Below are 26,430 nucleotides of genomic sequence, written 5' to 3' on the forward strand. Positions count from 1 at the left end.
TCGGTTCACGCTGCCATAGATTGTCAGCCCAGCCGCTGCCGGAAGAACGCGCCGATGTCATCGGTGGCCGCCCGCGCCTCCGGGGCATCACCCACGATCGGGTAGACGTGCGGCAGCCCGGCGCGGACCTGCAGCGTCACCTCGACACCCGCCGCGACCGCCGCCTCCGCGAAACGCTCTGCGTCACTGAGCAACAGCTCGGCCGAACTGGCCTGAATCAGCAGTGGCGGCAGGCCGTCGAGCTTGCCGAACAGCGGCGAGACCAGCGGGTCGCGCGGATCGGCGGCTCCCACATAGGCGGCGAACGCGCCGCGCAGCATATCCGGGGTGAAAATCACGTCCACACCGTCGTTTTCGGTGACGGAATCACCGGAGACGGTCATATCGAGCACCGGTGAAAGCAGGGCAACGGCCACCGGCAACTGCTCACCCGTGTCGCGCAGTGCGATGAGCAGCGCGGCGGCCAGCGTCCCGCCCGCCGAATCACCCGCCAGCACAATGGAATCCGCCGCAATACCCTGATCCTCGCGCAGCCACTTCCAGACCGCCCGCACATCGTCGAGAGCGGCCGGATACGGGCTTTCGGGCGCGAGCCGGTACTCGGGGAACAGCACCCGCGCGCCCGCGGCCCGTCCCACTCGCGCCACGAGTTCACCGTGGCTGCGCAGCGAGCCGAGCGAGAAACCGCCACCGTGCACGAACAGCAGCACCCGGTTCGGATCCGCCTCCGGCGTATCGACCCAGTACGCCGGTACCCCGGCGGCCGAAACCTCGCTCACCGCAGCGTCTTCGGGCAGCTGGTACGGCTTACCCGCGGGCAGGAAATTCGCCCGGACCTGATCCAACGACGGCGGCTGCGCGGGGCGGTTCGCCCGGCGCAGCCGGAACTGCTCGATGACATCCTGCATTTCGCGACTGGGCATGCCGTCCGAAACCTCGGTCCGGGCAGGTTTGTTCCGAGCCGCGCGCACTACCTCAGCTGGAGGCCGACTCCGGCTTCGCGGTTTCGCTCTCCGGCTTCACAACTCCGGGCTCGGTGCCCTCGTCGGCCTGCTGATCCGGTTCCGGATGCTCCGGGGAGAAGGAGGCGGGCAGGTTCTTCAGGTGCTTGTTCATGCTGCGCACGAGCAGCACGGTGCCGGCCAGCAGCACCAGCACGATGACCAGGCCCAGTGGTGACGCCTTGCCGAACTCCGGCCCGGTGGGCGTGTTGTTCTGAGCCTGGGCGAGCAGGGCGAGCATCATCGGTTGTCATCCTCGGCGTCGTCTTCGGTGTCGGCGTCGTCGATCCCGGCGAACAGGTCGGTCTCCGGGATGGCGGTGCGCACCCGGGTCTTCGCCAGTTCGAATTCCTCTGTGGGCCACAGCTTCTGCTGCAGCTCGGTCGGAATCGCGAAAAAGGCGCCGTTGGGGTCTATCTGGGTGGCGTGCGCGCGCAGCGCTTCATCACGCTGCGGGAAGTACTTGCCGCAATCCACCTGGGTGGTGACGCGGCTCATGATGTCGCCGCGGGCGGCGGCATAGCCGCGCATGCGGTCCATCCACTCCTGCATGGGGAACGGTTCGCCCATGCGCTCGTACTCGTCGGCGAACACCTCCATGCGGGCGAGGGTGAAACCGTGGTCGTAGTACAGCTTCAGCGGTGTCCACGGTTCGCCCGCATCCGGGAACCGCTCCGGATCCCCGGCCGCCTCGTAGGCCTCGACGGAAACCTTGTGGCACATGATGTGATCCGGGTGCGGGTAGCCACCCTGCTCGTCGTAGGTGGTGATGACGTGCGGCTTGAATTCGCGCACCACGCGCACCAGCGCCTCGGTGGCCACCTCGAGCGGCACCAGCGCGAAGCAGCCCTCGGGCAGCGGCGGCAGCGGATCCCCTTCCGGCAGACCGGAATCCACGAAACCGAGCCAGAGCTGCCGGACACCCAGCGCCGCGGCGGCCGCGGCCATTTCCTGGCGGCGCACCTCGGCGATATTGTCTTTGATGCCGGGCGTATCCATGGCGGGGTTGAGGATGTCGCCGCGCTCGCCACCGGTCAGGGTGACAACGAGCACCTCATTGCCCTCGGCCGCGTAGCGGGCGGTGGTTGCCGCACCCTTGCTGGATTCGTCGTCGGGGTGTGCGTGTACCGCCATGAGGCGAAGACCACTCACTTCTCGTTCACCTCACCGATCACTGTTTCACCTCATCGCTCTCCGCCAGGTCCAGGCAGGGGTGTCCGATCTCTATTCCCTATAGTTCCATCCGACCAACGTTTGTTCCGACCTACCCCCCGGGAGCGTCCCGTCATGAGCGAAAGACCGGCCGACCGGTATGGGTCGCCCCATCGCAAGACACCCCGGTGGCTGCCTCTCGTCCTGGGCGCGGTGGTCGTGCTGGCCGGACTCGGCATCGCGTACGTCGGCTACAAGCAATACGGACCGAAAGACATCGAGCCCGATCGCATCGGATACACGGTCGTCGATGATCACACGGTCGATGTGGATTTCAAGCTGACCCGCAAGGATCCGGGCAAAGCGGTCGTTTGTTTCGTCCGCGCCATGTCCGCCGACAGCGATGAGGTGGGCCGCCGCGAGGTGCTCATCCCGCCCTCCGACAGTGGCACCGTCCGGCTCACGACTACCATCAAGACGACGGCCCGCGCCGGCGCAGGCAATGTGTACGGCTGCAGCGACCAGGTGCCGGCATATCTCCGCGTCGGGTGAAAAGTCCGGAACGCAACCCGCTTTGATGCCTCTACCTGCATCTTTGCGAATCGTGCTAAAATAACGCAACACACGGTTCCGGGGTTCGGAGCCGTGTTTGCTGCATTGACGGCCGGCGCTGTCGGGAACCTCCCCCAGGATGGCTCTGGCTGTCCGCTGTTGTCATGCCCACCCACCGGTGGGTCGCGGCGACGGATTTTTCAGGGAATCCCGGCTTGCGCCGGGGACAACTACTAGGGAGTGATCGAGATGACTGAGACGAACGTGACCTGGCTGACCCCGGAGTCGCACGAGAGGCTCACGAGCGAACTCGGCGTGCTCATTGCCAACCGTCCCGTCATCGCGGCCGAAATCAACGAGCGCCGTGAAGAGGGTGACCTCAAGGAGAACGGCGGGTACCACGCGGCTCGTGAGGAGCAGGGCCAGCAGGAGGCGCGCATTCGCCAGCTGCAGGAACTCCTCAACAATGCCAAGGTGGGCGTGGCGCCGACCAAGTCCGGTGTGGCGCTGCCGGGTTCCGTCGTCAAGGTCTATTACAACGGCGACGAGAGCGATACCGAAACGTTCCTGATCGCCACCCGCGAAGAGGGTCTGAGCCAGGACGGTCTGGAGACCTACTCGCCCGCCTCCCCGCTGGGCGGCTCCCTCATCAACGCCAAGGTCGGCGATACCCGCGAATACACGCTGCCCAACGGCAAGACCATGAAGGTCACGCTGGTGACGGCAGAGCCCTACCACAGCTGAGAACTACCCTGAGCGAACAACGAAGCGCCGCACCGAAATCCGGTGCGGCGCTTCGTTTGCTTACCGAATGTGACAACTGATCTCGCAAGCTCGGGGTAACTCCCCGGGCACCCCCGAAATCGGTGCCGCGCAAGACCGCTGGCACGCGTTCCCAACGGTCAACGGTGCTCAGCCGTGCGCTAAAGGTTCGGAGAGGCGGAAAGAGCCTGCTCTATGTCGGCCAACAGGTCGCTGATGTCCTCGATGCCGACGGAGAGGCGGACGAGGTCGGCGGGGACCTCGAGGGCGGAGCCCTCGGTGGAGGCGTGGGTCATGGCGCCCGGGTGCTCGATGAGCGATTCCACGCCGCCGAGGGATTCGGCGAGGGTGAAGATCTTGGTGCGGGAGCAGAAGTCGAGCGCGGCATCCTTGCCACCGTGCACGCGGACCGAGATCATGCCGCCGAAGCGGCGCATCTGCTTTTGCGCGACGGTGTGACCCGGGTGCTCGGGCAGGCCGGGGTAGATGACCTGGGCGATCTTCGGGTGGTTGGACAGGAATTCGGCCAGGGTCTCGGCATTGTCGCAATGCCGGTCCATGCGCAGCGCGAGCGTCTTGATGCCGCGCAGGGTGAGGAAGGCGTCCATCGGGCCGGGGACCGCGCCGGCGCCGTTCTGCAGGAACGCGAACTTGGCGTCCATTTCCTGATCGTCGGTGATCAGCGCGCCGCCGACCACATCCGAATGCCCGCCCACGTACTTGGTGGTCGAATGCAGCACGATATCCGCGCCGAGCAGCAGCGGCTGCTGCAGGTACGGGGAGGCGAAGGTGTTGTCCACCACCAGTTTCGCGCCACCGGCGTGCGCGACCTGAGCCAGTGCGGAGATATCGCCGATATTCAGCAGCGGGTTGGTCGGGGTCTCGATCCACACCAGCTTGGTGTTCGGGCGCATGGCCGCGGCCACCGCATCCGGATCGGTCACATCGGCCACCGAGTACTCGATGCCCCACTGCGTGAACACCTTGTCGATGAGCCGGAAGGTGCCGCCGTACGCGTCGTTCGGAATGACCAGATGATCGCCGGGGCGCAGATTGGCGCGCAGCGCACAGTCCGTCGCCGCCATACCCGAGGAGAAGGCCCGCCCGTACGTGCCGGATTCGAGGGCCGCGAGATTGGCCTCCAGCGCCGTCCGGGTCGGATTACCGGTGCGCGCGTACTCGTAACCGCCGCGCATGCCGCCGACACCGTCCTGGGCGAAAGTCGAACTCGCATAGATCGGCACGTTCACCGCACCGGTCTGAGGGTCCGGGTCGAACCCGGCGTGCACGGCCCGTGTGGAGAAACCCAGCTGATCGCTCATGGCCGTAAGCCTAAGTCGCTGCGAATTCACCCTTGCTTCCGGGCACGCCTGGAGCGGCACGGGGTCTCGTCCGGGACAGGTGCGCCGTCCTAGGCTGGGGCGCATGGTCACCGTAGACGAGCTGTTCGCCATCGACTCCCTGCTCAATGATGAGGAGCGTGCGATCCGCGATACCGTGCGCGCCTTCGCCGCGGAGCGGCTGCGGCCGCATATCGCCGATTGGTTCGAGGCGGGCACCTTCCCGGCGCGCGAGCTGGCGCCGGAGCTCGGCAAGCTGGGGCTGCTCGGCATGCACCTGGAGGGCTACGGGTGCGCGGGCACCTCCGCGACCGCCTACGGACTGGCCTGCATGGAGCTCGAAGCGGTGGATTCCGGTGTGCGGAGCATGGTTTCGGTGCAGGGATCACTGGCCATGACGGCCATCCACAAGTACGGGTCGGAACAGCAGAAGCAGCAGTGGCTGCCGGGCATGGCCGCCGGACAGCTGCTGGGCTGCTTCGGGCTCACCGAACCGGATTTCGGTTCCAATCCCGGCGGCATGCGCACCCGGGCGCGACGGGACGGCGACGACTGGATTCTCGACGGGTCCAAGATGTGGATCACCAACGGTTCCGTCGCCGATGTCGCGATCATCTGGGCGCAGTCGCGGGAGGGTGAGCGCGATACCATTCGCGGCTTCGTAGTCCCCACGGACACAACGGGTTTCAGCGCTCGAGAAATGCATCGCAAGCTGTCGCTGCGCGCCTCCGTCACCGCGGAACTGTCGCTGGACGGCGTCCGCCTGCCCGCCGACGCCATACTGCCGGAGGCGCGCGGCCTGGCCGCACCGCTGGGCTGCCTGTCCGAGGCGCGGTTCGGCATTGTCTTCGGCGCGCTCGGCGCGGCACGCGACTGTCTTTCCGCCACTATCGATTACACCCGCACCCGCGAGGTTTTCGACAAGCCGCTCGCCGGTTATCAGCTGACCCAGGCCAAGCTCGCGGATATGGCGCTGGAGCTCGGCAAGGGCGAGCTGCTGGCGCTGCACCTCGGCCGACTCAAGGACCGCAACGAGATTCGCGCCGAACAGATCAGCGCGGGCAAACTCAACAGCACCCGCGAGGCCATCGCCATCGCGCGCGAATGCCGGACCATCCTGGGCGCCAACGGGATCACGCTGGAGTACCCGGTGCTGCGGCACGCCAACAACCTCGAATCGGTACTCACCTACGAGGGCACCGCCGAGGTGCATCAGCTGGTGCTCGGCGAGGCGCTCACCGGGTCCAAAGCCTTCCGCTGAACTAGAGGTCGAGTGCGCTATATCTCACAGCCACTAACGCGGATGCCGGGCGATTGCTAGCATGACCAGGTGTTTTTGCCCGGCTCCGCATTGCTCGTCGTCTCGGCGCGTAAGACTTTGAACCGCCTGCAGCGCACGCACGGAGCCCCGGCCCTCAGCGCCGCACAGGAGTTCCCCGGCGTGGCCGCGGTGGTGGATCAGCACGCCGCCTCCGTGCGCGACATTCTCGAAGTAGGCGTACGGAATTCGAGCATGGTGCCGGTGAGCGTACTGCTGGCCGGCTACGCGCGCGGACTGCTCGAAGACCTGCCCGGGATCGACCTGGAGGCGCCCACGACCCCCGCGGAATGGCAGCAGGCCGACTGGGTGCACCTGCGCCTGGCCGCGGTCTGCTCACTCGCCCGCGCCGCCTGAGCGCACAACAGCAGACAGCGACAAGGCCCGCGTACTCGAGTACGCGGGCCTTGTCGGATATTCCGTACGTGTCAGCGCATTCCCGGCCGATTGCCTCGATCAGACTGTCCGCCCTGTCCCGGCATCTGCCCACGCTGATCCGGCATACCGCCCTGTCCGGGCATCTGCCTGCGCTGATCCATACCGCCCTGGCCCGGCATCTGCGCCGAGCCGCCCTGCCCGCCGTAGCCAGCCGCAGAGCCAACAGGTTGCTCGGCCCACTTCCCGACCGGCATCTGCTGGCCCGACTGCGCCGACTGCCGCTGCCGCGCGGCGTCCTCACGCCCACGCTGGAACGCCTCGGCATGGCCCCGCACCTCGGGCATCTCGCCTTCGACGGTTTCCAGCCAGCCCTCCCAGCGCTGCTGCATGGGCCGGATCAGACCACCACCGACGCCGACCACCAGCACACCGCCGATGACCGCGAGCACCGTGATGAGAATGGGCATGGTGACCGAGGTAGCCACCCCGATCTGATTGAGCGCCGCGACAATGCCTACGCCCCAAATGAATACGGCCGCAATGCGGCCCATCATGCGACCGTAGGACAGGCCGCTGAGCATATTCGCGATCATGTCCTTCACCACATTGGCGATCGCGCCCGCAATACAGACGATGATGATGGCGACCGCCAGCCTGGGCAGCCAGCCGACAATCCCGTCGAGCATGGTGCTGATCGGATTCGGCCCGAACACACCGAAACCCAGCTGCAGCGTGACCAGTAATACCGCGTAATACGCCAGCTTGGCGATGATGCCGGTGGCGTCGTAGCTGCTGCGGGACAGCATGTCCTTGATGCCGCCGCGCTCGGCGAGCCGGTCGAAGCCGATCTGATTCAGAATCCGGGTCACCAGCCGGGCGACGATCTTCGCCACGATCCAGCCGATGATGAGAATGGCCAGGAAGCCCGCGAACTTCGGCACGAACGTGGCGACCGAGCTCCACGCGTCCGAGAGGCCCTGTTGGATATCGATAGCCAATATCGAGGTGTTCATGTACCCCGTCCCTTCGCTATCTGCTCCGGCTGCTCCGGCCGGGTGCCGGAACTACTCCATTGGCGGTTATACCCGGAGTTGATCACCGGATTCGCCGGTTTGCGAAATAGTTGCCAAATCAGGTGCCTGGGATTTGCCGGGTGATGGCCGGACAGCCGGAACCCTCCCGGGCAACTGCTCCGGGAGGGTTCTGAGGGATCGGACCGGCTCAGTACGCGCTGTTGACGTTGTCCATCGAGCCGTAGCGGGCGGCGGCGTAGTTGCAGGCGGCCACGATATTGGCGACCGGATCCCACACGTCGGTCGAGGTGCCGCTCACGTGGTACGCGTTGAAGGTGGGATCGATGACCTGCAGCAGGCCCTTGGACGGGATGCCCATGGCCGCATTGGAGTCGTACAGGTTGATCGCCTGCGGGTTGCCGCTGGACTCACGCAGCACATTGCGCAGGATGCCCTCGTAGCTGCCCGGGATGCCGTGGGCGGACATGATGTCCAGCGCCTGACGGATCCAGCCGTCCAGGTTGTTCGCGTAGGCCGGTGCGGGCGGCGCGGGCGGCGCAACCGGAGCGGGCGCCGGCATGGGGGCCGGAGCCGGAGCCGCGACCGGAGCCACCTTGGCCGGGGCCGCGGGAAGGGCCGCAGCGGCCGGAGCAGCCGGCACTGTCGCAGCCGCCAGCGTCTCCTTCAGCGCGACCGGGTGCACATCGCCGGAGGCAGTGCCCGCGGCGGTGATGATGGAGCCGAAGACTCCGAGCGCAAGAGCGGCGGTGCCGACCGTACGGGCGGCAGCAACCACCTTGCTACGTCTAGCAGGGCAACGCAGAGCAGTCAGGGTATTCGTAGGCATGATGGATGTAGATTCCTGTTCGGTTTCTGGGGCTCGCAGGCCTGAAAAAGGCAGCGCTCGACTACGGGACGTCTCTCGACGTCCGGCGTTGCACTGGGGCTGTTTCTGGTTTCTGTTGTGAGACCCGTTACGGGCCAGGGAAATTCAGTGCTTCAGGAGGTCTGCGGAGATCGCGTCGGCCGCTTCGGGCCGCGGTGCCTCATCACACCGCTGTCGTGTTCGCGTTCCGCATCTGTGTCGACATCTCCTCGCACCAACCAGACTTGTGGTCTGTTTCCAACAAGGTCACAGCTTGATTGCGCTCGTTTAACACAGCATGAATCAAACATGAACAGAAGGTGAACCGGCTCGCTTGGAGATCCTTAGACCTGCATCAATACAAGCACTGACCTGGTGATCCAATTGAAACCATTAAGTGTTTCAGATCACAGAACAATTTAGCCTAACTTTTGCGATATACCCGTTTCAGGCCATTTGTCGGCGTTTCGCGATAGCCAGGCGATCATTCAGCAATGCCAGGGCGCCAATCACACTCGCATCACTGGACAACTCGCGTAACGGCAGATCGGGGTGCGCCGAATCGCCGTAAAGCACGCATGAGCAGGGGGAGTGTGAACATCACAAGCAGTAGCCGAATGGTCTGCACGCTGGTGATGAGCGGCAGATTCGCATTCATTTTGTCGGCCGTCGCGAGCACCGCATTGATTCCGCCGGGCGTGGTCGCGAGATACAGATCCGACAGCTCCAGATCGACGAAGTGCGCCAATCCCAGCGCCATGACCGCCACCAGACCCGACAGCGCGAGCACCGCGACGGTCATGGCCGGAATCATGCGCGCCATCTCCCGCACCACCTGCCGGGTGAAGCGGGTGCCGACCTCGAACCCGATGAGTACGAACAGCAGATCCCTGAACAGATGCGTGGGCGCATAACCGTGACTGACACCCGCGGCGGTGAGCACCGCGGTCAGCAGCATGGGGCCGAGCAGCGCCGCATTCGGCAGTCCGATACGACGGCCGACCCATATTCCTATGAGGCACAACATGATTGCCGTCGAGATACCGGCGACCTGATCACCACGGCCGACGATCATCCAGTACGGCAGTGAGGGATCCGTGACCGAACCGCCGAGAGTCGCTGGGCTGTAAGCGATTCCCTCTTCATCATCGAGCAGCGCCGCCACCGCGGGCGCGCTCAGCGCCACCAGCGCAACGCGCAGATACTGCATGAAAGCCACGCGGCGCGGATCGGCATCGAGCTCATCGGCGGCGGAGACGACGGCGGCGGAACCACCGGCCAGCATGCCCAGCGTCGCGGTCGGCACATCCACCTTGGCGACCCGCGCGAAGACCAGAGCCACCACAACACTGACCAGAATTGTGGCCGCCGTGACCGCCAGCACGGGCAGCAGATCGAGGCCGATCGAGGTCAGCAGCGACACCTGCAGATAACTGCCCATGAGCACGCCCAGCATGGCCTGCACGCCGATGCTCACCTGCCGGGGCAGCGGACGCGGCAGCCGATTGGTCATGGCCAGCGCCGCACCCACCACGATCGCGAGCATCATCTGCGGAGCCGGAAACCCCAGGCGATCCAGCAGCGTCGCACCGCCCAGTACAGCGGCCGACAACGCTACCCAGGTCAGCAACTGTCTCGGGTTCATACTCACCAAGCCTGCCCGGCGACAGTAAACGGACAGTAACGGTGCAGCTATCCCCTCGGTCAGGCTTTGTGATGTCCAATGCAGAACCGAGTGATCGCGAGCGTGCACAACAGCGCACGGCTCCCTAGCCGTGCGCTGAAGGTTCGCAGCGACAGGTCAGAGTGCGCCGTCGCTGAGGAAGCCGAGCAGATCGTGGCGGGTGATGACGCCGACCGGCTTACCGTCGTCGACCACCATGAGCGCATCGGTGGACTCGAGCAGCTTGGTCGCCGCCGATACCGGCTCGCCGGAGCCGATCAGCGGGAACGCCGGGCTCATATGCTGCGCCACCGAATCGGTGAGCTTGGCCCGGCCCTCGAAGACCGCCGACAGCAGATCGCGCTCGGTCACACTGCCCGCGACCTCGCCGGCCATGACGGGCGGCTCGGCGCCGACCACCGGCATCTGCGAGACGCCGTACTCGCGCAGGATCTCGATGGCATCGCGCAGCGTTTCCTGCGGGTGCGTGTGCACCAGATCCGGCAGCTCACCGGTCTTGCCGCGCAGCACATCTCCGACGTGCACCTCGGCGGTCGAACCGTCCAGGCGCGAACGCAGGAAGCCGTAGGAGCTCATCCACTGATCGTTGAAGATCTTGGACAGGTAGCCGCGGCCACCGTCCGGGAGCAGTACGACGACCACCGCATCGGGATCGCGCTCGGCGACCTTGAGCGCCGCCACCACGGCCATACCGCAGGAGCCGCCGACCAGCAGGCCCTCCTCGCGCGCCAGGCGACGGGTCATCTCGAAGGAGTCCGCGTCGGAGACGGCGATGATCTCGTCCGGGATGGCCGGGTCGTAGGCGCTGGGCCAGAAGTCCTCGCCGACGCCCTCGACCAGGTACGGGCGGCCGGTGCCGCCGGAGTACACCGAACCCTCCGGATCGGCGCCGATGACCTGGACCTTGCCGCCCGAGATCTCCTTCAGGTAGCGACCGGTGCCGGTGATGGTGCCGCCGGTGCCGACGCCCGCCACGAAGTGCGTGACCTTGCCGTCGGTATCGCGCCAGATCTCCGGACCGGTGGTCTCGTAGTGCGATTCCGGACCGCCCGGATTGGAGTACTGGTTCGGCTTCCAGGCGCCGTCGATCTCGCGCACCAGTCGATCGGAGACGTTGTAGTAGCTGTCCGGATCCTCCGGCGCGACCGCGGTCGGGCAGACCACGACCTCGGCGCCGTAGGCGCGCAGCACATTCCGCTTGTCCTCGCTGACCTTGTCCGGGCAGACGAAGACGCAGTGGTAGCCGCGCTGCTGGGCGACGAGGGCGAGGCCGACACCGGTATTACCGGAGGTCGGTTCCACAATGGTGCCGCCGGGCTTGAGCAGCCCGGCTTCCTCGGCGGCGTCGATCATCTTGACCGCGATGCGGTCCTTGGAACTGCCGCCGGGGTTCAGGTACTCGACCTTCGCCGCCACCAGTCCGGAGTTCGGACCCACCACGGAGTTCAACCGAACGAGTGGGGTGTTTCCGATCAGATCCACGACGGAGTCAGCGATGCGCATACCCCTCATCGTTGCAGAAAGGAGATCGGGGCTTTCGCGCACGTAGGCGATCTCACCGTCGCGGGAAATTACCATCGGCGCATGAGGAGCCCGACCTATGTGCGCGCAGCCCTGATGTTCGGATCCCTCGCGGGCGCCACCATGATCGTTTCCGCCCCGCCGGCCCAGGCCCAGACCGTGGAATTTCCGCAGGTACCGACCATGTTCCGAGACGGACTGTGCGGCGGCAGCATCCGGGTGTGGGCGGACACCAGCCCGGATTGGCCGGGGCGCGCCATCATCAATGTGCGGGCCCAGCCGATCGTCGGATTCGGTCCGGGCGAGTGGAGCTTCGCTCCCCTGTGCGAGAACCTGACCACCGTCGCCTGGCGCAATATGAACACCGGCGCGACAGGCGAATATCGAGTGGTCGTGACCGCGGGCATCTACGGCAGCGTGCAGTACGCGCTGTTCCAGGACACCGGGCCGGGGCACATCGTGGTGACCTCCTACACGGACATGGCCAACATCCCCCAGACCGGGGCCTTCGACGTCCCGCGATAGGCCGCCTACTCCGCGAGTGAGGGATATTCCACAGTTCAATGACTGGGATACGGGCATACCGGATGTTTGATGCAGGACACACCCGTCGTAGATTCGAAGTGGTTCACCCCCGCACTTAAAGGAGTCCTCATGGCTGAGGCCGTTATCGTTTCGTACGCCCGCTCGCCCATCGGCCGCGCTGGCAAGGGTTCGCTCGTGGGCATGCGACCGGACGACCTCGCGGCTCAGATGGTGCAGGCCGCGCTCGACAAGGTTCCCGCCCTGGCCGCCAGCGATATCGACGATCTGATGCTGGGCTGCGGTCAGCCCGCCGGTGAGTCCGGTTTCAATATGGCTCGCGCCGTGGCCGTGCAGCTGGGCTACGACTACCTGCCCGGTGTCACGCTCAACCGCTACTGCTCCTCCTCGCTGCAGACCACCCGGATGGCACTGCACGCCATCAAGGCCGGCGAGGGCGACGTATTCATTTCCGCAGGCGTCGAGACGGTTTCGCGCTTCCCGAAGGGCACCGCCGACGGCTGGCCCGACACCCACAACCTCACCTTCGCCGAGGCCGAGGCCCGCACCAAGGCCACCGCGGAGTCCAACGCCACCTGGATCGACCCGCGCGAGAACGACATCCTGCCGGACGTCTACATCGCCATGGGCCAGACCGCGGAGAATGTCGCCACCTACACCGGCATCTCCCGTGAGGACCAGGACCACTGGGCCGTGCGTTCGCAGAACCGTGCGGAAGAGGCCATCAAGTCCGGCTTCTTCGAGCGCGAGATCACCCCGGTGACCCTGCCGGACGGCACCATCGTCACCACCGACGACGGCCCGCGCGCCGGCACCACCTACGAGAAGATCTCCTCGCTCAAGCCGGTCTTCCGCCCCGACGGCACCGTCACCGCCGGTAATGCCTGCCCGCTCAACGACGGCGCCGCCGCGCTGGTCATCATGAGCGACACCAAGGCCAAGGCGCTGGGCCTGACCCCGCTGGCCCGCATCGTGTCCACCGGCGTCTCCGGCCTGTCCCCCGAGATCATGGGCCTCGGCCCGATCGAGGCGGTCCGCAAGGCCCTCGGCTACGCCGGTATGACCATCGGCGACCTCGACCTCTACGAGATCAACGAGGCCTTCGCCGTGCAGGTCCTCGGCTCCGCCCGCGAGCTGAACATGGACCACGACAAGCTGAACATCTCCGGTGGCGCGCTCGCCCTCGGCCACCCGTTCGGCATGACCGGCGCCCGCATCACCGCCACGCTCATCAACAACCTCCAGACCCAGGACAAGCAGTTCGGTCTGGAGACCATGTGTGTCGGCGGCGGCCAAGGAATGGCAATGATCATCGAGCGTCTCAGCTGAGTGTGATCTGATCGAAAAGAGGGCCCGGAGCATTCGCTCCGGGCCCTCTTCGTATTACCTGCGAGGTAATCGACTTCGGTATCGCGAGCGAGAAATATCAAGGGCGCCAAAGCAGTACGCAGTATCGAAGGAGCCTCTGATGCCCGGTTACGCCATTGCGCAGCTTTACGACGTGGATCTCAATGCGGAAATTGTGGAGTATCTCGAGCGGATCGACTCGACACTGGCCCCGTTCGGAGGGAAGTTCATCGTGCACGGCGGGGTGCAGCAGGTGATCGAGGGGCCCGCGAGTGCGGTGGCCATTGTCATCGAATTCCCTGACTATCAGGCAGTTCAGGACTGGCACCAGTCCGCGGCGTATCAGGCGATCCTGCCGTTGCGGACCGAAAACTGTTCCAGCATCGCGGTTCTCGCCCAGGACTGCGGCAAGGATCATGCGGCGACGGATGTGCTGAAAGAAGCGGCCTCATAGGCCACAAAAAGGCGGGCCCCGGAATTCCGGGGCCCGCCCTTTCAGGTATTCAGTTGTGCACCACCGTTATCAGTCGCGCTGGAAGTAACTCAGCAGGCGCAGGATCTCGATGTACAGCCAGACCAGGGTGACGGTCAGGCCGAATGCCACGCCCCAGGCCGCCTGCGCCGGTGCATTGGCGCGGATGAGCTGATCGGCCGCGTCGAAGTCCAACAGGAAGCTGAACGCGGCGACGGCGATGACCACCAGGCTGAAGATGATCGACATGGTGCCGCCGTCACGCAGGCCCAAACCGCCCGGGGTGATGAAGGAGGCGATGATATTGCCGACCATCAGCACCAGGATGCCGATCATGGCGGCGACGATCATGCGGGTGAAGCGCGGGGTGACGCGGATGGCGCCGGTCTTGTAGACGACCAGCATGCCGAAGAACACGCCGAAGGTGCCGAGCACCGCCTGCGCGATCAGCCCGGAGCCGCCGACACCGCCGAACGAGACATTGGTGAACATGAACGACAGCGCGCCGAGGAACAGACCCTCGAAGGCCGCGTAGCTGAGCACCAGCGCCGGATTGTTCTGCTTGCGACCGAAACTCGCGATCATGGCGAGCACGAAGCCGACCAGGCCGCCGACGATCACGAACGGTGCGGCCAGCGAGTGGTTGGACGCGGTCAGCGCGTAGGAGATGATCGCGCCGACGGTCACCACACCCAGCGTGATGCCGGTCTTGGTGACGACGTCATCGATGGTCATGGGCCGGGTGAGCGGCACCGCGGGCTGATTGGGCTGCTGGTACCCGTAGGGCGGGTACTGCGGGGGCTGCTGACCGTACTGGGGATTGGGCTGTCCGGCTCCAGCGGGCGCCGAGCCGAAGCCGGCATAGCCGCCGTTCTGCTGGGGCGTCAGGTTCCGGAAAACCGGGTTGGAGGTGGTGCGCAAGGCGCTTCCCTTTCTGGAGTCGCGGCCCACGGTGGTCGTGGCCTCGTTCTAGCGAATCAACGACCCGTGCCGCCGGCAAGTTCCCAAGTGGCACGGATCGGACTAGTCGGACTTTACCTGACCTTTACTGTACGTGCTGTCCCGCAAACGTCGAGCGTAGTCCGGCGCCATGGCCCGCAGCAGGGTGCGAACTAGCCCAGCTGACTCATGACGCGGTCGGCGATGAGCGCCAGGTGATCCAGATCCCGCAGATCGAGCATCTGCAGGTAGACCCGCGTGGTTCCGGCGACCTCGGCGTAGCGGGCGATCTTCGCGACCACCTCGTCCGGACTGCCGGCCAGACCATTGGCCTTCAGCTCGTCCACCTCCCGGCCGATGGCCGCCGCGCGCCGTGCCACCTCGGCATCGGTGGCGCCGACACAGGCCACCAGCGCATTGGAGAAGGTCAGCTCCTCCGGATCGCGGCCGATGGCCTTGGCGGCCCGGCGAACCCGGTCGAACTGCTCGGCGCAGGCCTCGGGCGACTGGAACGGCACATTGAATTCGTCGGCGTACTGCGCGGCCAGTCGCGGTGTGCGCTTCGCGCCCATACCGCCGATGACCACCGGGATCCTGGCCTGTGCGGGTTTGGGCAGCGCGGGTGAATCGGTGAGCGTGTAGTGCTCGCCGGCGTAGGAGAAGGTCTCTCCGGCCGGGGTGCCCCACAGGCCGGTGATGACGGCCAGCTGCTCCTCGAAGCGCGCGAACTTGTCGGCGGGGAACGGAATGCCGTAGGCGGTGTGCTCGGCCTCGAACCAGCCTGCGCCGAAACCGAAGTCGACGCGGCCACCGGACATGGCGTCGACCTGTGCGACCTCGATGGCCAGCACGCCGGGCGGCCGGAAGGTGGCGGCGGTGACCAGGGTGCCGAGGCGGATGCGGCTGGTCTCGCGGGCGAGACCGGCCAGGGTGATCCAGGCGTCGGTCGGCCCGGGCAGCCCGTCCGCATCGCCCATGGCGAGGTAGTGGTCGGAGCGGAAGAAGGCGTCGTAGCCCAGGTCCTCGGTGGCCTTGGCCACGGTGAGCAGGGTGTCGTAACTGGCGCCCTGCTGAGGTTCGGTGAAGATACGAAGATCGATTCGGCCCATGCCTCTATTGTGCTGGTCGGTCTTTCAGCTCGCGTCCCGGTCCACCGCAGTGGTGGTGTGCAGCCCGCGTACCGAGCGGGTGACGGTGAATTTGCGATTGCGGCCCATCACCTCGGTCTTGCCGACCATGCGCTCCATGACCCCGCGGTAATTGAGGTGTGAGTTGTAGACGGTCCACAGTTCGCCGCCGGGCCGCAGTACCCGACCGGCCTGCTGGAACATCTTGATGGCGGATCCGGTGTGCACAGCCGCGCCGACATGGAAGGGCGGATTGCACAGCACCAGATCGGCGCTGTTGTCCGGCGCGCTCGACATGGCGTCGTCACGCAGCACGGTGATCCGATCGGCCACCGCATTGGCCTCGGCGGTGGCGCGGGTGGAGGCGACGGCCGCGGCCGACTGGTCGGTGGCGGTAATGCGGATTCCGGGCCGGGCCTTGGCCAGCGCCACCGCGAGAATGCCGGTGCCGCAACCTAGATCGATGGCGTCGCGGGCATCGGGCTTCATCCGCCTGAGGTAGTCGAGCAGGAAGCGGGTGCCGATATCCAGCCGCGAGCCGGAGAACGCGGCACCGTGGGCGACCACCTCGAGGCCCTGATCGTCGAGCTGGTTGCGCACCGGGAACTGGGGATCTCCAGCGGTTTTCGGTTCGGTGGCCAGCAGGACGCGCGATTTCTGCCGCCCGCGACTGGCCTGGACGGAGCCGAAGGATTCGGCCAGCACGTCATTCATGGCGGGGGTCAGGTACTTGTCCCTGCCGCCCGCGTACACCCGCACCTCCGGGGACGCGTAGCGGGCGATGGCATCGGCGATTTCGGCGAGTCCGGACAGTGCGCGCGGCAGCCGCCACAGCACCACCCGCACGTCCGCGAGCAGCCGCTCGCCCAGCTCCATGGCGGTGTATCGATCCGACAGTCCGACCAGGCGCGCATTATTGGCCAGGGCGAGTTCGCCGGTGAGTAGATCCTGGTGCACCCGAATGCCGCGCAGGTCGTACGCGGCGATGGCGCCGAGCGTCAGCGCGCCGTAGCCGTCGTCGATCACCGCCACCCGGCCATCCCCCGCTGCGGCAAGGGAATCGGCGGCGACATCCAGTAGCAACCGATCAGCGGCATCGACCGCATACAGGTTCACCGCCTCCACATCCGGATACCGCCGCAATCGGCTCAGCACGTCCTCGACCTCAACCACACCTACAGTGTGCTGGATCATTGCCGACGCGTCCCATCGGGCCCGTGTCTGGCGGATGACAAAGTTTGCTCGACCAGCCAAAACGGACAAACCAAACCGATCAGTTTTGCAGCCCAGCCGATCGGTTTCGCGGCATCGTGGCCGCCGCCGCGATCATGACCACCGCCATGGCCGCGACGCCGAGGAAGACCAGGTGGATCGCGGGCGAGAGATCCTGCGGAGCTGGATGATCGGTGCGGCCGATGCGGGAATTCACCAGCGCGCCGAAGAGCGCCACGCCGAGTGCGCTGCCCAGCGAGCGGGCGAACATATTGGTGGAGGTGACCACGCCGCGCTCGGACCATTCGACACTGGACTGTGCGGCAATGAGAGTGGGGCTGGCCACCAGGCCCATGCCCGCGCCGACAATGAAGCAGCCCAGTGCCACCTGTAGCAGGGTGGAGCCCTCGTTCACCAGCAGGAGCGTGGCCGCGCCGAGGGCCGCGAGCACACTGCCGATGAGCGAGGTCGCGCGGAAACCTATGCGCAGGTACACCTTTCCGGCCTGCGAGGCGGTCATGGGCCAGCCCAGTGTGAGTGCTCCGACCGTCAGCCCGGCGACCAGCGCACCGGTGCCGAGCACACTCTGCGCGAAGGTCGGCACATACGAGGTGAGGCCGAGCAGTACCGCGCCGACGAGCAGCGAGACCAGACTGCTGGCCACCAGCACCCGGCGGGTGAGAACCCACAGCGGCAGAATCGGATTCGCGGCCCGGCGCTCGACGAGACCGAACAGGATCAGCACCAGCAGGCCCGCCGCGAAGAGCGCGATGCTGGCCGGCGAGGTCCACGCCCACGCCTGCCCGCCCTCCAGCAGCGCCAGCATGAGCCCGCCCGCTCCGACTGTCAGCAGCACCGCCCCGAGATAGTCGATGCGATGCCGTTGCCGCGGTGCGCTTTCGGTGAACTTCCGCAGGATCATCCAGGCCGCCACCGCGGCCAGCGGCAGATTGATCAGGAAAATCCAGCGCCAGCTGATGTATTCGGAGAACACCCCGCCGAGCAGTGGGCCGAGCACCGAGGAGGCCGCCCAGACGCTGGCCAGATAGGCCTGCACCTTCGCCCGCTCCTGAACGGTGTAGATATCGCCGGCAATGGTGATGGCCATCGGCCCCACCGCACCCGCGCCGATCCCCTGCACCGCCCGAAAGACAATGAGTCCCAGCATGCTGGTGGCCAGCCCGCACAGCAGCGAACCCAGCGCGAACACCGCAATCCCGAAGAGCATCACCGGCTTCCGCCCCACCATATCGGCGAGCTTCCCGTACACCGGCACCGTCACCGCCTGCGCCAGCAGATAAATACTGAACAGCCACGGGAATTGCGCAAACCCCCCGAGCTGATCGGTAATCGTCAGCACCGCGGTGGCAATAACAGTCGAGTCCAGCGCCACCAGCGAGGTAGCCAACATAATGGCCCCCAACACCGGCCCCCGCTCCGACCGCAACCCCACCGCCGCCGCCGATTCGGTAGCAGTCACCAGCAACCCCCTCATCACCTCGACCCGACAATCAAGTCGAACACCGTGCACCCGCGCCTATTCCAAATCCGCCGAGAGCCCAGCCCGCAACCGCGGTAACCGACAAATCGCCCGAGCTCCCCGATCAGAGAATCACACCCGCCCCTTCCCCGTCAGGCCCTCCCCCGGCGCGACGGACGGCCGGGCATGGCTCATGCCTGGGATCAGAGGGTGGCGACCAGGTTTCGGAGGACGGGGAGGCTTACGGAGCCGGAGCCCAGGACCTTGTCGTGGAAGGTTTTGATGTCGAAGGCGGGGCCTAGGCGTTGTTCGGCGGCGGCGCGTTGGCGGCGGATTTCCAGCTGGCCGACCTTGTAGGCGACGGCTTGGCCGGGCATGGCGATGTAACGGTCCACCTCGGTGCGGATTTCGTCTACGCCGACGGGGGCGTTGGCGATCATGAAGTCGATGGCCTGTTGTCGGGTCCAGCCCTTGGCATGCAGGCCGGTGTCGACGACCAGGCGGCAGGAGCGCCAGGAGTCGGCGGCCAGCATGCCGATGCGGGTGAGATCGTCTGGGTACAAGCCCATTTCGTCGGCGAGGCGTTCGGTGTAGAGCGCCCAGCCCTCCACGAAGGCGGTATTGGAGAACGACATACGCTGGAAGCGGGGCAGGTGGTCGAGCTCATTGGCAATGGTGAGCTGCAGGTGATGGCCGGGGATGGCCTCGTGATAGGCGACCGAGGCGGTCTCATACCTATTGCGGCCCTTGGGATCATGCTGGTTGACGAAATACGCGCCGGGGCGGGAACCGTCGGCGGCAGGCGGGAAGTAGTAGGCCGCGGGTGCATCGGCCGCCAGGAATTCCGGTACGGGAAGAATGTCGCAGGACTCGCGAGGCAGCCGGCCGAACCAGTTCCCCATCTCGGCCTGTGCGGCGGCCAGGCACTGCCGCGCATCGACCATGATCTCCTCGCCGTCGCCGTAGCGCAGCCCGGAGTCCTCGCGCAGCCGGGCGAAGATCTCGCCGAGGTCGGTGCGACCGAAGAGCCGGCCGCCCACCTCGGCGTATTCGGTACGCAGCCCGTCCAATTCGTCGAGCCCGAGCTGATGGATCTCGTCCGCGCCCAGATCGGACAGGGTGGTGTGCTGACGCAGCAGGGTGCGATAGATATTCGCGCCGTCCTCACCGAGCCAGCACAGCCCGGGCTGCTCATCGGAGCGCGCGGCCGGGAGCAGCTCGTCGGCGAGCACATCCCGGTAGGCGCGGAAGGCGGGCCGGATGACATCGCGTGCGACCTCGGCCAGGTCTGCGCGCCAGGCGGTTTCGCCGTCCCAGTTCGGCGGGCCGGGGAAGGTGACAAACGGGTCGGACGCAATATCCGAGGCCAGGTACCCGTCCAGCTGATTGAGCGAACGTTCGATGGCGATGCGCGCCGGGGTGCGCCCGGCGGCCAGCCCGGCGCGGAACCGCTGCACGGCCTGATCCAGCAGCTGACCGAACTGCCGATAGCGCTGCACCAACTTCAGCGCATTCTCCGGCTCCGGCGCATTGAGCTGCGGAGCCATGGTGAGCAGACTCGCGTGCACGCCGGTCATCTGGTCGGAGGCCAGCTCGATCGGCCGCCATTCCAGATTGGCTGCGGCGGAGGCCAGCTCGGTGCGCAGCAGACTGCGGGTGACCTGGTCCTCGGCAGTCAGCCCCGCGGGATCGAGGGCGTCGACCTCGGTCAGCAACTCCCGCCAGGTACCGAGCAGCCGCTGCTCGGCGGCCTCCGACAGATCCTCGATCCGATCGTCGAATCGCCTGTCCCCCAACAGTGTTGCCTCACTGGGCGCCGCCTGCAGCATGGCGTCCCAATACCGGTCGGCAAGAGCGATCAGTTCCTCGTGCGCATCCATGCGACCCATCATGCCCGTCCCCGCCGCACCCTGGAATGCCGCCGCGAACTTCGCACCCCACAGGTTTCGCCCAACCCGAACCCGCCGCGACGCCCGCCCGGATCGATCAGCGGCGCGGCGGCAGCGGAATCCGCATCAGATCCTCGGCCACCACGATCTCACCGTCGAACTGCGCCCGCGCCTCCGCCAAATGCACATCGAGCGTCCGATACCGCTGCGAGAAATGCGTGAGCACCAGCGTCCGCACCTGCGCGCGCGCAGCCACCGCCCCTGCCTGCCCCGCCGTCAAATGACCGAATTCCGTAGCGAGATGCGTATCGGCATCCACAAAGGTGGCCTCGATGACCAGCATGTCCACCCCCGCGGCCAATTCATGCACACCCGCGCACAGCCGCGTATCCATGACGAATGCGAAGCTCTGCCCCCGCCGCAGCTCACTGACCTCGTCGAGCCGGACGGTCCGCCCGTCGAATTCCACCTCGCCGTCCCGCTGCAATTTCCCGACCACGGGCCCGGAGAGCCCGAACTCCCGCAGCCGCTCCGGAACGATGCGGCGCCCGTCGGGTTCGGTGAGCCGATAGCCGAAGGCCTCCACCGGATGTGACAGCGGCGCCGTATGCAGCGCGAAAGGCGCTGCGGGCCCGGGTAGTTCACCGGCCGCGGTGATCGGGTGCGGCCGCAGATCCCCGGTCTGGTGGTACGAGGTGGAGCTGCACAGCCGCTGGAAATACTGCTCACCGGAGGCCGGGTAGTAGACGTCCACCGGATGCGGCACCTTGTCGAGGCTGATGCGCTGTACAACCCCGGCCAGTCCGAGGCTGTGATCACCGTGAAAGTGGGTGATGCCGATGCGAGTGAGATCGGTGGCCGATACCCCCGCGTAGATCATCTGCCGCTGGGTGCCCTCCCCCGGATCGAAGAGCAGTCCTTCGCCGTCCCAGCGCAATAGATATCCATTGTGGTTGCGCTGTTTGGTCGGTACTTGGCTGGCTGTTCCCAGAATGACCAGTTCGCGCTGTGACACGGCGTCAGACTAACGTCCGGTCCGCCTCTGCTCCGGGCAGTGCCGTTCCGGGCGCGCCACCAGAACGCCCCGGGCGCGCCCTCCGGAGATACCAGGCGGGGGTATTAGAATGGCCGCCGTGGTGGAACAGCAGGCACACGAAACCCGGTACATCCGGGCATTCGGGCTGTTCACCCTGCTCGCCGGAATCGCGATCATGCATTCGGTGATTTTCGGTATGGGTTCGAGCCACCACGAGTCCACCGTCGTCACGGACTCCGCCATGGTCGCGGGCGCGGGCGCGATGAGCGCCGAGCACACCACGACCATGCCCGGCTGCCCCGGTGGCGAGTGCGACAGCGGCCACGCCGGAATGCACGGCTGTCTCTTCGTACTCACCACGCTCCTGATGACGCTCGGCCTGGCCCTGCTGGGCCGGCTCCGTCTCCGCCGGCGCGATACCCCTGCCACCAAGGTGCGGCGATCGAGCCCGCACCGCGCCCGTCCGCCACCGTGGACGGTGCTCTCTTTGGCCGAATTGGCGATTCTGCGCGTCTGATGGACCGCCGCTGCCGCGTATCACGCACGCGGACGCGGGTTTTCGCATGCCCACTCCCCCGGGTCTTCGCATGCCTATCACCAGGTTCTCGAGCAATCACCAAGGAGCACAACCATGTTCACCACCCGTATCAAGTTCGCCGTCGTCGCGGGCACCGCCGCAGTGGCCCTGATCGCCGCGGGCTGCAGCACCGACGATCCGTCCTCGACCCCCGCCACGACCAGCACCGCATCCATGTCCGGCATGGATCACGGCGCCGCCACGAGCACGGCGCCCCAGCCCGCCACCCGCAGCGATTTCAACGATGCCGATGTCACCTTCTTGCAGATGATGTACCCGCATCATGCACAGGCGGTGGACATGGCGAAGCTGGTCCCGAGCCGCTCCCAGAATCAGCAGTTGATCACCCTCGCCAAGAATGTGGAGCAGGCGCAGGCGCCGGAGATGCAGCAGATGACAACGCTGCTGGAGGCTTTCGGCAAGGGTGCGCCCAGCGCCACGATGGGCCACGAGGGCATGGCCGGGATGATGTCGGCCGATCAGATGAAGTCCCTCGAAGCCCTGTCGGGCCCCGATTTCGACAAGCAGTGGATGCAGATGATGATCGAGCATCACCAGGGCGCGATCGCCATGGCGAATACCGAACTCGCGAGCGGCACGAACGCCGATGCGAAGGCCATGGCCCAGGCGATCGTCACCGGCCAGCAGGCCGAGATCGATCAGATGAACACCATGCTCGCCCGGTAGGCACCCGAAATGGCAACGGGTGCACCGGTTCTCCGGTGCACCCGTGCGCTGCTTCGCATCGCGGCCGCGGTCAGTTGCCGATGACCGTATTCATAATCGTTCCGGCACTGGTGGCGGTGGCGCCGCCGATCATGGCTCCGGCCACCATCTTCGGCGATTCGAGACCGCCGCCGCTCCACTTCTCCCAGGCGAACCGGCCGCCGCCGTAGGTGATGGCGGTGACACCGGAGAGCATGGTGAACCAGGTGAAGTACCGGACCAGCTTCATCAGCTTGTCCGCCACCGGCGGGGTCTCCGGTGTCGGGTTGCCGATCTGCGCGACAACGGTCGTGTACGTCTCGTGCATAGCGAGGAGCATGCTCACGATCGGTTCCTCTCGGATGCTGAGGTGGTGCTGGTGGGGCGGATCTTGTGTCGCAACTCTCACTAGTTGGAGTCATTACACCTCATCCGGCCAGGTCGAGTCATGACGACACACCACCGGCACCGAACTCGAGCAGCCGATCAGCTACTGATTTTTGGCAACTTCCGCATTCGCCCGGCCGAGCAGCGAATGCTTGCGGCCGTAGAGGAAGTACACGGCGAACCCGACGGCCATCCAGATGACGAACCGCAGCCAGGTCTCCACCGACAGGTTGAACATGAGCCAGGCGCAGGCGATGACCGCCAGGATCGGCACGAACGGCACCAGCGGCACCCGGAAGCCACGCTTCAGATCGGGGCGGGTGCGGCGGAGCACGATCACGCCGAGCGACACCAGCACGAACGCGAAGAGCGTGCCGATATTGACCATCTCCTCGAGGGTGCCGAAGTCCACGAATCCGGCCAGCACCGCGCAGATGACGCCGACGATGGCGGTAATGCGGACCGGGGTGCCCCGGGAGCCGGTCTTGGCCAGCTTGCGCGGCATGAGCCCGTCACGCGACATGGCGAACAGCACGCGGGTCTGGCCGAGGAACAACACCATGACGACGGTGGTCAGACCGGCCAGCGCACCGATGGAGATGATGTTCTTGGCCCAGGTGACCCCGTGCACCGCGAAAGCCGTGGCGAGGGTGGCGTCCTCACCCTGCAGATCGGTATAGGGCACCATGCCGGTCAGGACCAGCGATACCGCCACATAGAGCACGGTGACGATGGCCAGCGAGCCGAGAATGCCGCGCGGCACATTGCGCTGCGGGTCCTTGGTCTCCTCGGCCGCGGTGGCGACCACGTCGAAGCCGATGAAGGCGAAGAATACGATGCTGGCCGCCGCCAGCAGGCCGTACCAGCCGAAGCTGCTGTGGCCGCCGCCGGTGACGAGCTGGAACAGCGTCTGATGCAGTTTGCTCGTTTCGGCGCCGGTGTTGGGCACCGATTTCGGGATGAACGGCTTGAGATTGGAGGCCTTGAAGTAAGTCAGGCCGACCACGACCACCAGTGCGATGACGGCCAGTTTGATGGCGACCGCGACCGCCGAGACCCGCGAGGACAGCTTGGTGCCCATGGCGAGCAGCACGGCCAGGATCGCGATGAGAAGTACTGCGCCCCAATCGAATTTGATCGAGCCGAAGTGCCAGATCGCGGGACGGTCGCCCATGACCGTGCCGAGGTACTGCGACCAGCCCTTGGCGACGACGGAGGTGCCGAGCGCGAATTCCAGGATGAGGTCCCAGCCGATGATCCAGGCGATCAGTTCACCGAAGGTGGCGTAGGAGAAGGTGTACGCACTACCGGCCACCGGCACGGTCGAGGCGAATTCGGCGTAGCAGAGCGCGGCCAGGCCGCAGGCCACGGCGGCGAAGACGAAGGCCAGCGAAACCGCGGGTCCGGCCATCTGGCCGGCGGTGCGCGCGGTGAGGGTGAAGATACCGGCGCCGACCACCACCGCGACACCGAAAATGGTGAGGTCCCACGAGGTCAGGTCTTTGCGGAGTTTGGCATCCGGCTCGTCGGTGTCGCGCAGGGACTGCTCGACGGACTTGGTGCGGAACAGTCCGGTGGTGCGGCCGGCGGGCGGGCCTGACACATCCGGCTGCGGGTCCGATATCGCCACTATGTCTCCTCTATCTGGCTTCGCGGCAACAATGCAGTTGGCACCAGGCCATCACGGCCCGGTGCCTGATTCCTTCGCCATCGCATGCAACCGGCAGACAGAAACCCTGGTCCTGCCCCGGTCAGTGCTCTCGGTCTCGGGGCGAGACCTGAGTTGTCGGCGTCACATCGCACCGTATCACCAACTGGTACGAACCAGTTCAGCAACTTGGCGGACAACATTGGCCGGATTGGCATGGGTGACGGGTACCCGCACATCGTCGAACGAATCGCCGGAATCGATCGCATCTCCCCCTTCCCACACATGACAACGGGCTCGGCGGCGGCAGTTTTCTGCCGCCGCCGAGCCCGGCGAGGATCGACGATCAGGGGACGAGAACCGCGCGGCCCCGGATCTGACCTTTGTCCAAGCGCTGCAGGGCTTCCGGACCGTCGGCGAGATCGAAGCGCTCGACCTCCATGTGCAGCAGCCCCGCCTGGGCCAGGCCGACGCAGTCGTAGAGGTCACTTCGAGTGCCGCCCAGGGACTTTCGCACCGAGGCGCCCCAGGGCCAGCCCGGTCCACCGGCCGGGCCGGAGGTGATTTCCGGTGCGCCGCCGCCGATTCCGACCATGCGATAGGCGCCGTTGGGCGCCACGGTTTCCACCGCCAGCTTGGCGGTGGCGTCCACACCGACGAAGTCGAAGACGGCTTCGGCGCCACGGCCGCCGGTCAGCTCCAAGATCTCCCCGGCGGTGTCGTCGCCGACCAGAAGGCCGAGGTCCGCACCGCATGTGGCGGCCAGGTCGAGCTTTTCCTGAGCCACATCCACCGCGATCACCCGCACACCGCTGATGGCGCGCAGGATCTGCACGGCCACATGCCCGAGGCCGCCGATGCCGATGGCGAGGGCGGTTCCACCGGGCCGCAGCACATCTCGCGCGCCGCGAATGGCGTGATACGCGGTCAGCGCGGCGTCGGCGACGGGCGCGGCCTGCAGGAAGTCCAGATCACCGATCGGCACGAACGAGGTGGCCGGAATGCGGACGTACTCCGCCATACCGCCCTCGATGGTGAGGCCGGGGCACGGCGGCATGGCGGTGCGACCGGCGGCAATGCAGACGTTCTCATTGCCGCTGACACATTCGCGGCAGACCCCGCAGGTCCAGAACAGGTACACCAGACCGCGTTCGCCGATATCGCGACCGCTGACATCGGAGCCGATGGCCTCGATGGTGCCCGCGATCTCGTGGCCGAGGGTGAGCGGATCTTCGCGCAACTGGTACGGGAAGTTGACCAGGGTCAGGTCCGAATGGCAGACGCCGGCCGCGCCGACCCGCAGCAGCAGGTCGTTCGGTCCGATATCGGGGACCGGGATGTCATTGACCGCGACTTTTTCGGGACCGGTCCACTGGAGTGCTCGCATAGTTGTTCCTTGGCTCGAGCTTGTGATCTGTCGCACAACGTAGCACTCGCTTTACATTGCGTCTAGCCACTAACGGAATGTCTACTGATATTCGG

General features: G+C 66.2%; 26 protein-coding genes. 9 read left to right on the top strand and 17 right to left on the bottom strand.

The genetic code is table 11. The features are described from left to right. Window positions 1–23: 23 nt before the first annotated feature. The 3 genes from ABZX86_RS02820 to mca are packed head-to-tail and all read right to left on the bottom strand — an operon-like array spanning window position 24 to window position 2,135. Entirely contained in the window at window positions 24–923 is a 900-nt protein-coding gene (locus ABZX86_RS02820) for an alpha/beta hydrolase (RefSeq protein WP_355119331.1), read from the bottom strand. 52 nt (window positions 924–975) lie between these two features. After that, window positions 976–1,242, bottom strand: a complete 267-nt coding sequence (locus ABZX86_RS02825; RefSeq protein ID WP_327146721.1) for a hypothetical protein — start codon at window positions 1,240–1,242, stop codon at window positions 976–978. Continuing rightward, a complete protein-coding gene (gene mca / locus ABZX86_RS02830) occupies window positions 1,242–2,135 on the bottom strand; it encodes a mycothiol conjugate amidase Mca (RefSeq protein ID WP_355119836.1) in 894 nt (297 codons plus the stop codon). The genes ABZX86_RS02825 and mca overlap by 1 nt, the downstream gene beginning before the upstream one ends. Before the next feature lie 153 nt (window positions 2,136–2,288). Between mca and ABZX86_RS02835 the strand changes: the two genes are divergently transcribed. Both ABZX86_RS02835 and greA read left to right on the top strand, forming a co-directional pair. Then, window positions 2,289–2,705, top strand: a complete 417-nt coding sequence (locus ABZX86_RS02835; RefSeq protein ID WP_355119333.1) for a DUF4307 domain-containing protein — start codon at window positions 2,289–2,291, stop codon at window positions 2,703–2,705. A gap of 249 nt (window positions 2,706–2,954) precedes the next feature. Continuing rightward, a complete protein-coding gene (greA, locus tag ABZX86_RS02840; RefSeq protein ID WP_327142046.1) occupies window positions 2,955–3,449 on the top strand; it encodes a transcription elongation factor GreA in 495 nt (164 codons plus the stop codon). Window positions 3,450–3,628: 179 nt separating this feature from the next. Here the strand turns inward: greA and ABZX86_RS02845 are convergent, their stop codons facing one another. Beyond that, window positions 3,629–4,789 carry a cystathionine gamma-synthase gene (locus ABZX86_RS02845; protein WP_355119335.1) on the bottom strand — a complete coding sequence of 387 codons (1,161 nt, stop codon included), beginning with the start codon at window positions 4,787–4,789 and terminating at the stop codon, window positions 3,629–3,631. Window positions 4,790–4,892: 103 nt separating this feature from the next. On the opposite strand from ABZX86_RS02845, the gene ABZX86_RS02850 reads away from it, so the two are divergent. After that, the gene (locus ABZX86_RS02850) at window positions 4,893–6,068 is read left to right on the top strand and encodes an acyl-CoA dehydrogenase family protein (RefSeq protein ID WP_355119337.1); all 1,176 of its coding nucleotides are present in this window, start codon (window positions 4,893–4,895) and stop codon (window positions 6,066–6,068) included. Window positions 6,069–6,137: 69 nt separating this feature from the next. Continuing rightward, window positions 6,138–6,482, top strand: coding sequence for a DUF6401 family natural product biosynthesis protein (locus tag ABZX86_RS02855; protein ID WP_355119339.1), 345 nt, complete (start codon window positions 6,138–6,140; stop codon window positions 6,480–6,482). Window positions 6,483–6,553: 71 nt separating this feature from the next. Here the strand turns inward: ABZX86_RS02855 and ABZX86_RS02860 are convergent, their stop codons facing one another. The 4 genes from ABZX86_RS02860 to ABZX86_RS02875 form a co-directional block, all read right to left on the bottom strand. Further along, window positions 6,554–7,516: a hypothetical protein gene (locus tag ABZX86_RS02860; RefSeq protein ID WP_355119341.1), complete on the bottom strand. Its 963-nt coding sequence runs from the start codon at window positions 7,514–7,516 to the stop codon at window positions 6,554–6,556. A 208-nt stretch (window positions 7,517–7,724) separates the two neighbouring features. After that, complete coding sequence (locus ABZX86_RS02865) at window positions 7,725–8,312, bottom strand: transglycosylase SLT domain-containing protein (protein WP_355119343.1); 588 nt, start codon at window positions 8,310–8,312, stop codon at window positions 7,725–7,727. A gap of 589 nt (window positions 8,313–8,901) precedes the next feature. Beyond that, window positions 8,902–10,026 carry an AbrB family transcriptional regulator gene (locus tag ABZX86_RS02870; protein ID WP_355119345.1) on the bottom strand — a complete coding sequence of 375 codons (1,125 nt, stop codon included), beginning with the start codon at window positions 10,024–10,026 and terminating at the stop codon, window positions 8,902–8,904. A 156-nt stretch (window positions 10,027–10,182) separates the two neighbouring features. After that, window positions 10,183–11,568 carry a cystathionine beta-synthase gene (locus ABZX86_RS02875; protein WP_355119347.1) on the bottom strand — a complete coding sequence of 462 codons (1,386 nt, stop codon included), beginning with the start codon at window positions 11,566–11,568 and terminating at the stop codon, window positions 10,183–10,185. Between the two features lie 81 nt (window positions 11,569–11,649). On the opposite strand from ABZX86_RS02875, the gene ABZX86_RS02880 reads away from it, so the two are divergent. The 3 genes from ABZX86_RS02880 to ABZX86_RS02890 all read left to right on the top strand — a co-directional run bounded on the left by ABZX86_RS02880 (window position 11,650) and on the right by ABZX86_RS02890 (window position 13,930). Then, window positions 11,650–12,111, top strand: coding sequence for a hypothetical protein (locus ABZX86_RS02880; RefSeq protein WP_355119349.1), 462 nt, complete (start codon window positions 11,650–11,652; stop codon window positions 12,109–12,111). Between the two features lie 129 nt (window positions 12,112–12,240). Continuing rightward, the gene (locus ABZX86_RS02885; RefSeq protein ID WP_327142055.1) at window positions 12,241–13,458 is read left to right on the top strand and encodes an acetyl-CoA C-acetyltransferase; all 1,218 of its coding nucleotides are present in this window, start codon (window positions 12,241–12,243) and stop codon (window positions 13,456–13,458) included. Between the two features lie 139 nt (window positions 13,459–13,597). Continuing rightward, on the top strand, window positions 13,598–13,930 hold the full coding sequence (locus ABZX86_RS02890; RefSeq protein WP_355119351.1) for a DUF1330 domain-containing protein: 333 nt from the start codon (window positions 13,598–13,600) through the stop codon (window positions 13,928–13,930). Window positions 13,931–13,999: 69 nt separating this feature from the next. Here the strand turns inward: ABZX86_RS02890 and ABZX86_RS02895 are convergent, their stop codons facing one another. The 6 genes from ABZX86_RS02895 to ABZX86_RS02920 all read right to left on the bottom strand — a co-directional run bounded on the left by ABZX86_RS02895 (window position 14,000) and on the right by ABZX86_RS02920 (window position 21,610). Next, the gene (locus ABZX86_RS02895; RefSeq protein WP_355119353.1) at window positions 14,000–14,869 is read right to left on the bottom strand and encodes a Bax inhibitor-1/YccA family protein; all 870 of its coding nucleotides are present in this window, start codon (window positions 14,867–14,869) and stop codon (window positions 14,000–14,002) included. Between the two features lie 191 nt (window positions 14,870–15,060). Beyond that, a complete protein-coding gene (locus ABZX86_RS02900; protein ID WP_355119838.1) occupies window positions 15,061–15,987 on the bottom strand; it encodes an LLM class F420-dependent oxidoreductase in 927 nt (308 codons plus the stop codon). A 33-nt stretch (window positions 15,988–16,020) separates the two neighbouring features. After that, window positions 16,021–17,187: a methyltransferase gene (locus tag ABZX86_RS02905; protein ID WP_355119355.1), complete on the bottom strand. Its 1,167-nt coding sequence runs from the start codon at window positions 17,185–17,187 to the stop codon at window positions 16,021–16,023. Window positions 17,188–17,287: 100 nt separating this feature from the next. Continuing rightward, complete coding sequence (locus ABZX86_RS02910) at window positions 17,288–18,721, bottom strand: MDR family MFS transporter (protein ID WP_355119357.1); 1,434 nt, start codon at window positions 18,719–18,721, stop codon at window positions 17,288–17,290. 188 nt (window positions 18,722–18,909) lie between these two features. After that, on the bottom strand, window positions 18,910–20,586 hold the full coding sequence (locus ABZX86_RS02915; RefSeq protein WP_355119359.1) for a DUF885 domain-containing protein: 1,677 nt from the start codon (window positions 20,584–20,586) through the stop codon (window positions 18,910–18,912). Between the two features lie 106 nt (window positions 20,587–20,692). Further along, window positions 20,693–21,610 carry a ribonuclease Z gene (locus ABZX86_RS02920; RefSeq protein WP_355119361.1) on the bottom strand — a complete coding sequence of 306 codons (918 nt, stop codon included), beginning with the start codon at window positions 21,608–21,610 and terminating at the stop codon, window positions 20,693–20,695. Window positions 21,611–21,728: 118 nt separating this feature from the next. Between ABZX86_RS02920 and ABZX86_RS02925 the strand changes: the two genes are divergently transcribed. Both ABZX86_RS02925 and ABZX86_RS02930 read left to right on the top strand, forming a co-directional pair. Beyond that, entirely contained in the window at window positions 21,729–22,148 is a 420-nt protein-coding gene (locus ABZX86_RS02925; RefSeq protein WP_355119363.1) for a DUF6153 family protein, read from the top strand. 114 nt (window positions 22,149–22,262) lie between these two features. Continuing rightward, window positions 22,263–22,895 carry a DUF305 domain-containing protein gene (locus tag ABZX86_RS02930; RefSeq protein WP_355119365.1) on the top strand — a complete coding sequence of 211 codons (633 nt, stop codon included), beginning with the start codon at window positions 22,263–22,265 and terminating at the stop codon, window positions 22,893–22,895. A gap of 70 nt (window positions 22,896–22,965) precedes the next feature. Here the strand turns inward: ABZX86_RS02930 and ABZX86_RS02935 are convergent, their stop codons facing one another. From ABZX86_RS02935 to ABZX86_RS02945, 3 genes are all read right to left on the bottom strand, one after another. After that, the gene (locus ABZX86_RS02935) at window positions 22,966–23,253 is read right to left on the bottom strand and encodes a hypothetical protein (RefSeq protein ID WP_327146724.1); all 288 of its coding nucleotides are present in this window, start codon (window positions 23,251–23,253) and stop codon (window positions 22,966–22,968) included. 150 nt (window positions 23,254–23,403) lie between these two features. Beyond that, window positions 23,404–24,924, bottom strand: a complete 1,521-nt coding sequence (locus tag ABZX86_RS02940) for an amino acid permease (protein WP_355119840.1) — start codon at window positions 24,922–24,924, stop codon at window positions 23,404–23,406. Window positions 24,925–25,294: 370 nt separating this feature from the next. Next, a complete protein-coding gene (locus ABZX86_RS02945) occupies window positions 25,295–26,335 on the bottom strand; it encodes an NAD(P)-dependent alcohol dehydrogenase (RefSeq protein WP_355119367.1) in 1,041 nt (346 codons plus the stop codon). Between the last annotated feature and the right edge of the window lie 95 nt (window positions 26,336–26,430).

The organism is Nocardia sp. NPDC006630, from assembly GCF_040611495.1.
Taxonomy (GTDB): domain Bacteria; phylum Actinomycetota; class Actinomycetes; order Mycobacteriales; family Mycobacteriaceae; genus Nocardia.

Bases quoted from the DNA above. Each gene is read 5' to 3' on its own strand.
- ABZX86_RS02820 (WP_355119331.1), bottom strand. From the start codon at position 923: ATGCCCAGTCGCGAAATGCAGGATGTCATCGAGCAGTTCCGGCTGCGC.
- ABZX86_RS02825 (WP_327146721.1), bottom strand. From the start codon at position 1,242: ATGCTCGCCCTGCTCGCCCAGGCTCAGAACAACACGCCCACCGGGCCG.
- mca (WP_355119836.1), bottom strand. From the start codon at position 2,135: ATGGCGGTACACGCACACCCCGACGACGAATCCAGCAAGGGTGCGGCA.
- ABZX86_RS02835 (WP_355119333.1), top strand. From the start codon at position 2,289: ATGAGCGAAAGACCGGCCGACCGGTATGGGTCGCCCCATCGCAAGACA.
- greA (WP_327142046.1), top strand. From the start codon at position 2,955: ATGACTGAGACGAACGTGACCTGGCTGACCCCGGAGTCGCACGAGAGG.
- ABZX86_RS02845 (WP_355119335.1), bottom strand. From the start codon at position 4,789: ATGAGCGATCAGCTGGGTTTCTCCACACGGGCCGTGCACGCCGGGTTC.
- ABZX86_RS02850 (WP_355119337.1), top strand. From the start codon at position 4,893: ATGGTCACCGTAGACGAGCTGTTCGCCATCGACTCCCTGCTCAATGAT.
- ABZX86_RS02860 (WP_355119341.1), bottom strand. From the start codon at position 7,516: ATGAACACCTCGATATTGGCTATCGATATCCAACAGGGCCTCTCGGAC.
- ABZX86_RS02870 (WP_355119345.1), bottom strand. From the start codon at position 10,026: ATGAACCCGAGACAGTTGCTGACCTGGGTAGCGTTGTCGGCCGCTGTA.
- ABZX86_RS02875 (WP_355119347.1), bottom strand. From the start codon at position 11,568: ATGCGCATCGCTGACTCCGTCGTGGATCTGATCGGAAACACCCCACTC.
- ABZX86_RS02880 (WP_355119349.1), top strand. From the start codon at position 11,650: ATGAGGAGCCCGACCTATGTGCGCGCAGCCCTGATGTTCGGATCCCTC.
- ABZX86_RS02885 (WP_327142055.1), top strand. From the start codon at position 12,241: ATGGCTGAGGCCGTTATCGTTTCGTACGCCCGCTCGCCCATCGGCCGC.
- ABZX86_RS02890 (WP_355119351.1), top strand. From the start codon at position 13,598: ATGCCCGGTTACGCCATTGCGCAGCTTTACGACGTGGATCTCAATGCG.
- ABZX86_RS02910 (WP_355119357.1), bottom strand. From the start codon at position 18,721: ATGAGGGGGTTGCTGGTGACTGCTACCGAATCGGCGGCGGCGGTGGGG.
- ABZX86_RS02915 (WP_355119359.1), bottom strand. From the start codon at position 20,586: ATGGATGCGCACGAGGAACTGATCGCTCTTGCCGACCGGTATTGGGAC.
- ABZX86_RS02930 (WP_355119365.1), top strand. From the start codon at position 22,263: ATGTTCACCACCCGTATCAAGTTCGCCGTCGTCGCGGGCACCGCCGCA.
- ABZX86_RS02935 (WP_327146724.1), bottom strand. From the start codon at position 23,253: ATGCTCCTCGCTATGCACGAGACGTACACGACCGTTGTCGCGCAGATC.
- ABZX86_RS02945 (WP_355119367.1), bottom strand. From the start codon at position 26,335: ATGCGAGCACTCCAGTGGACCGGTCCCGAAAAAGTCGCGGTCAATGAC.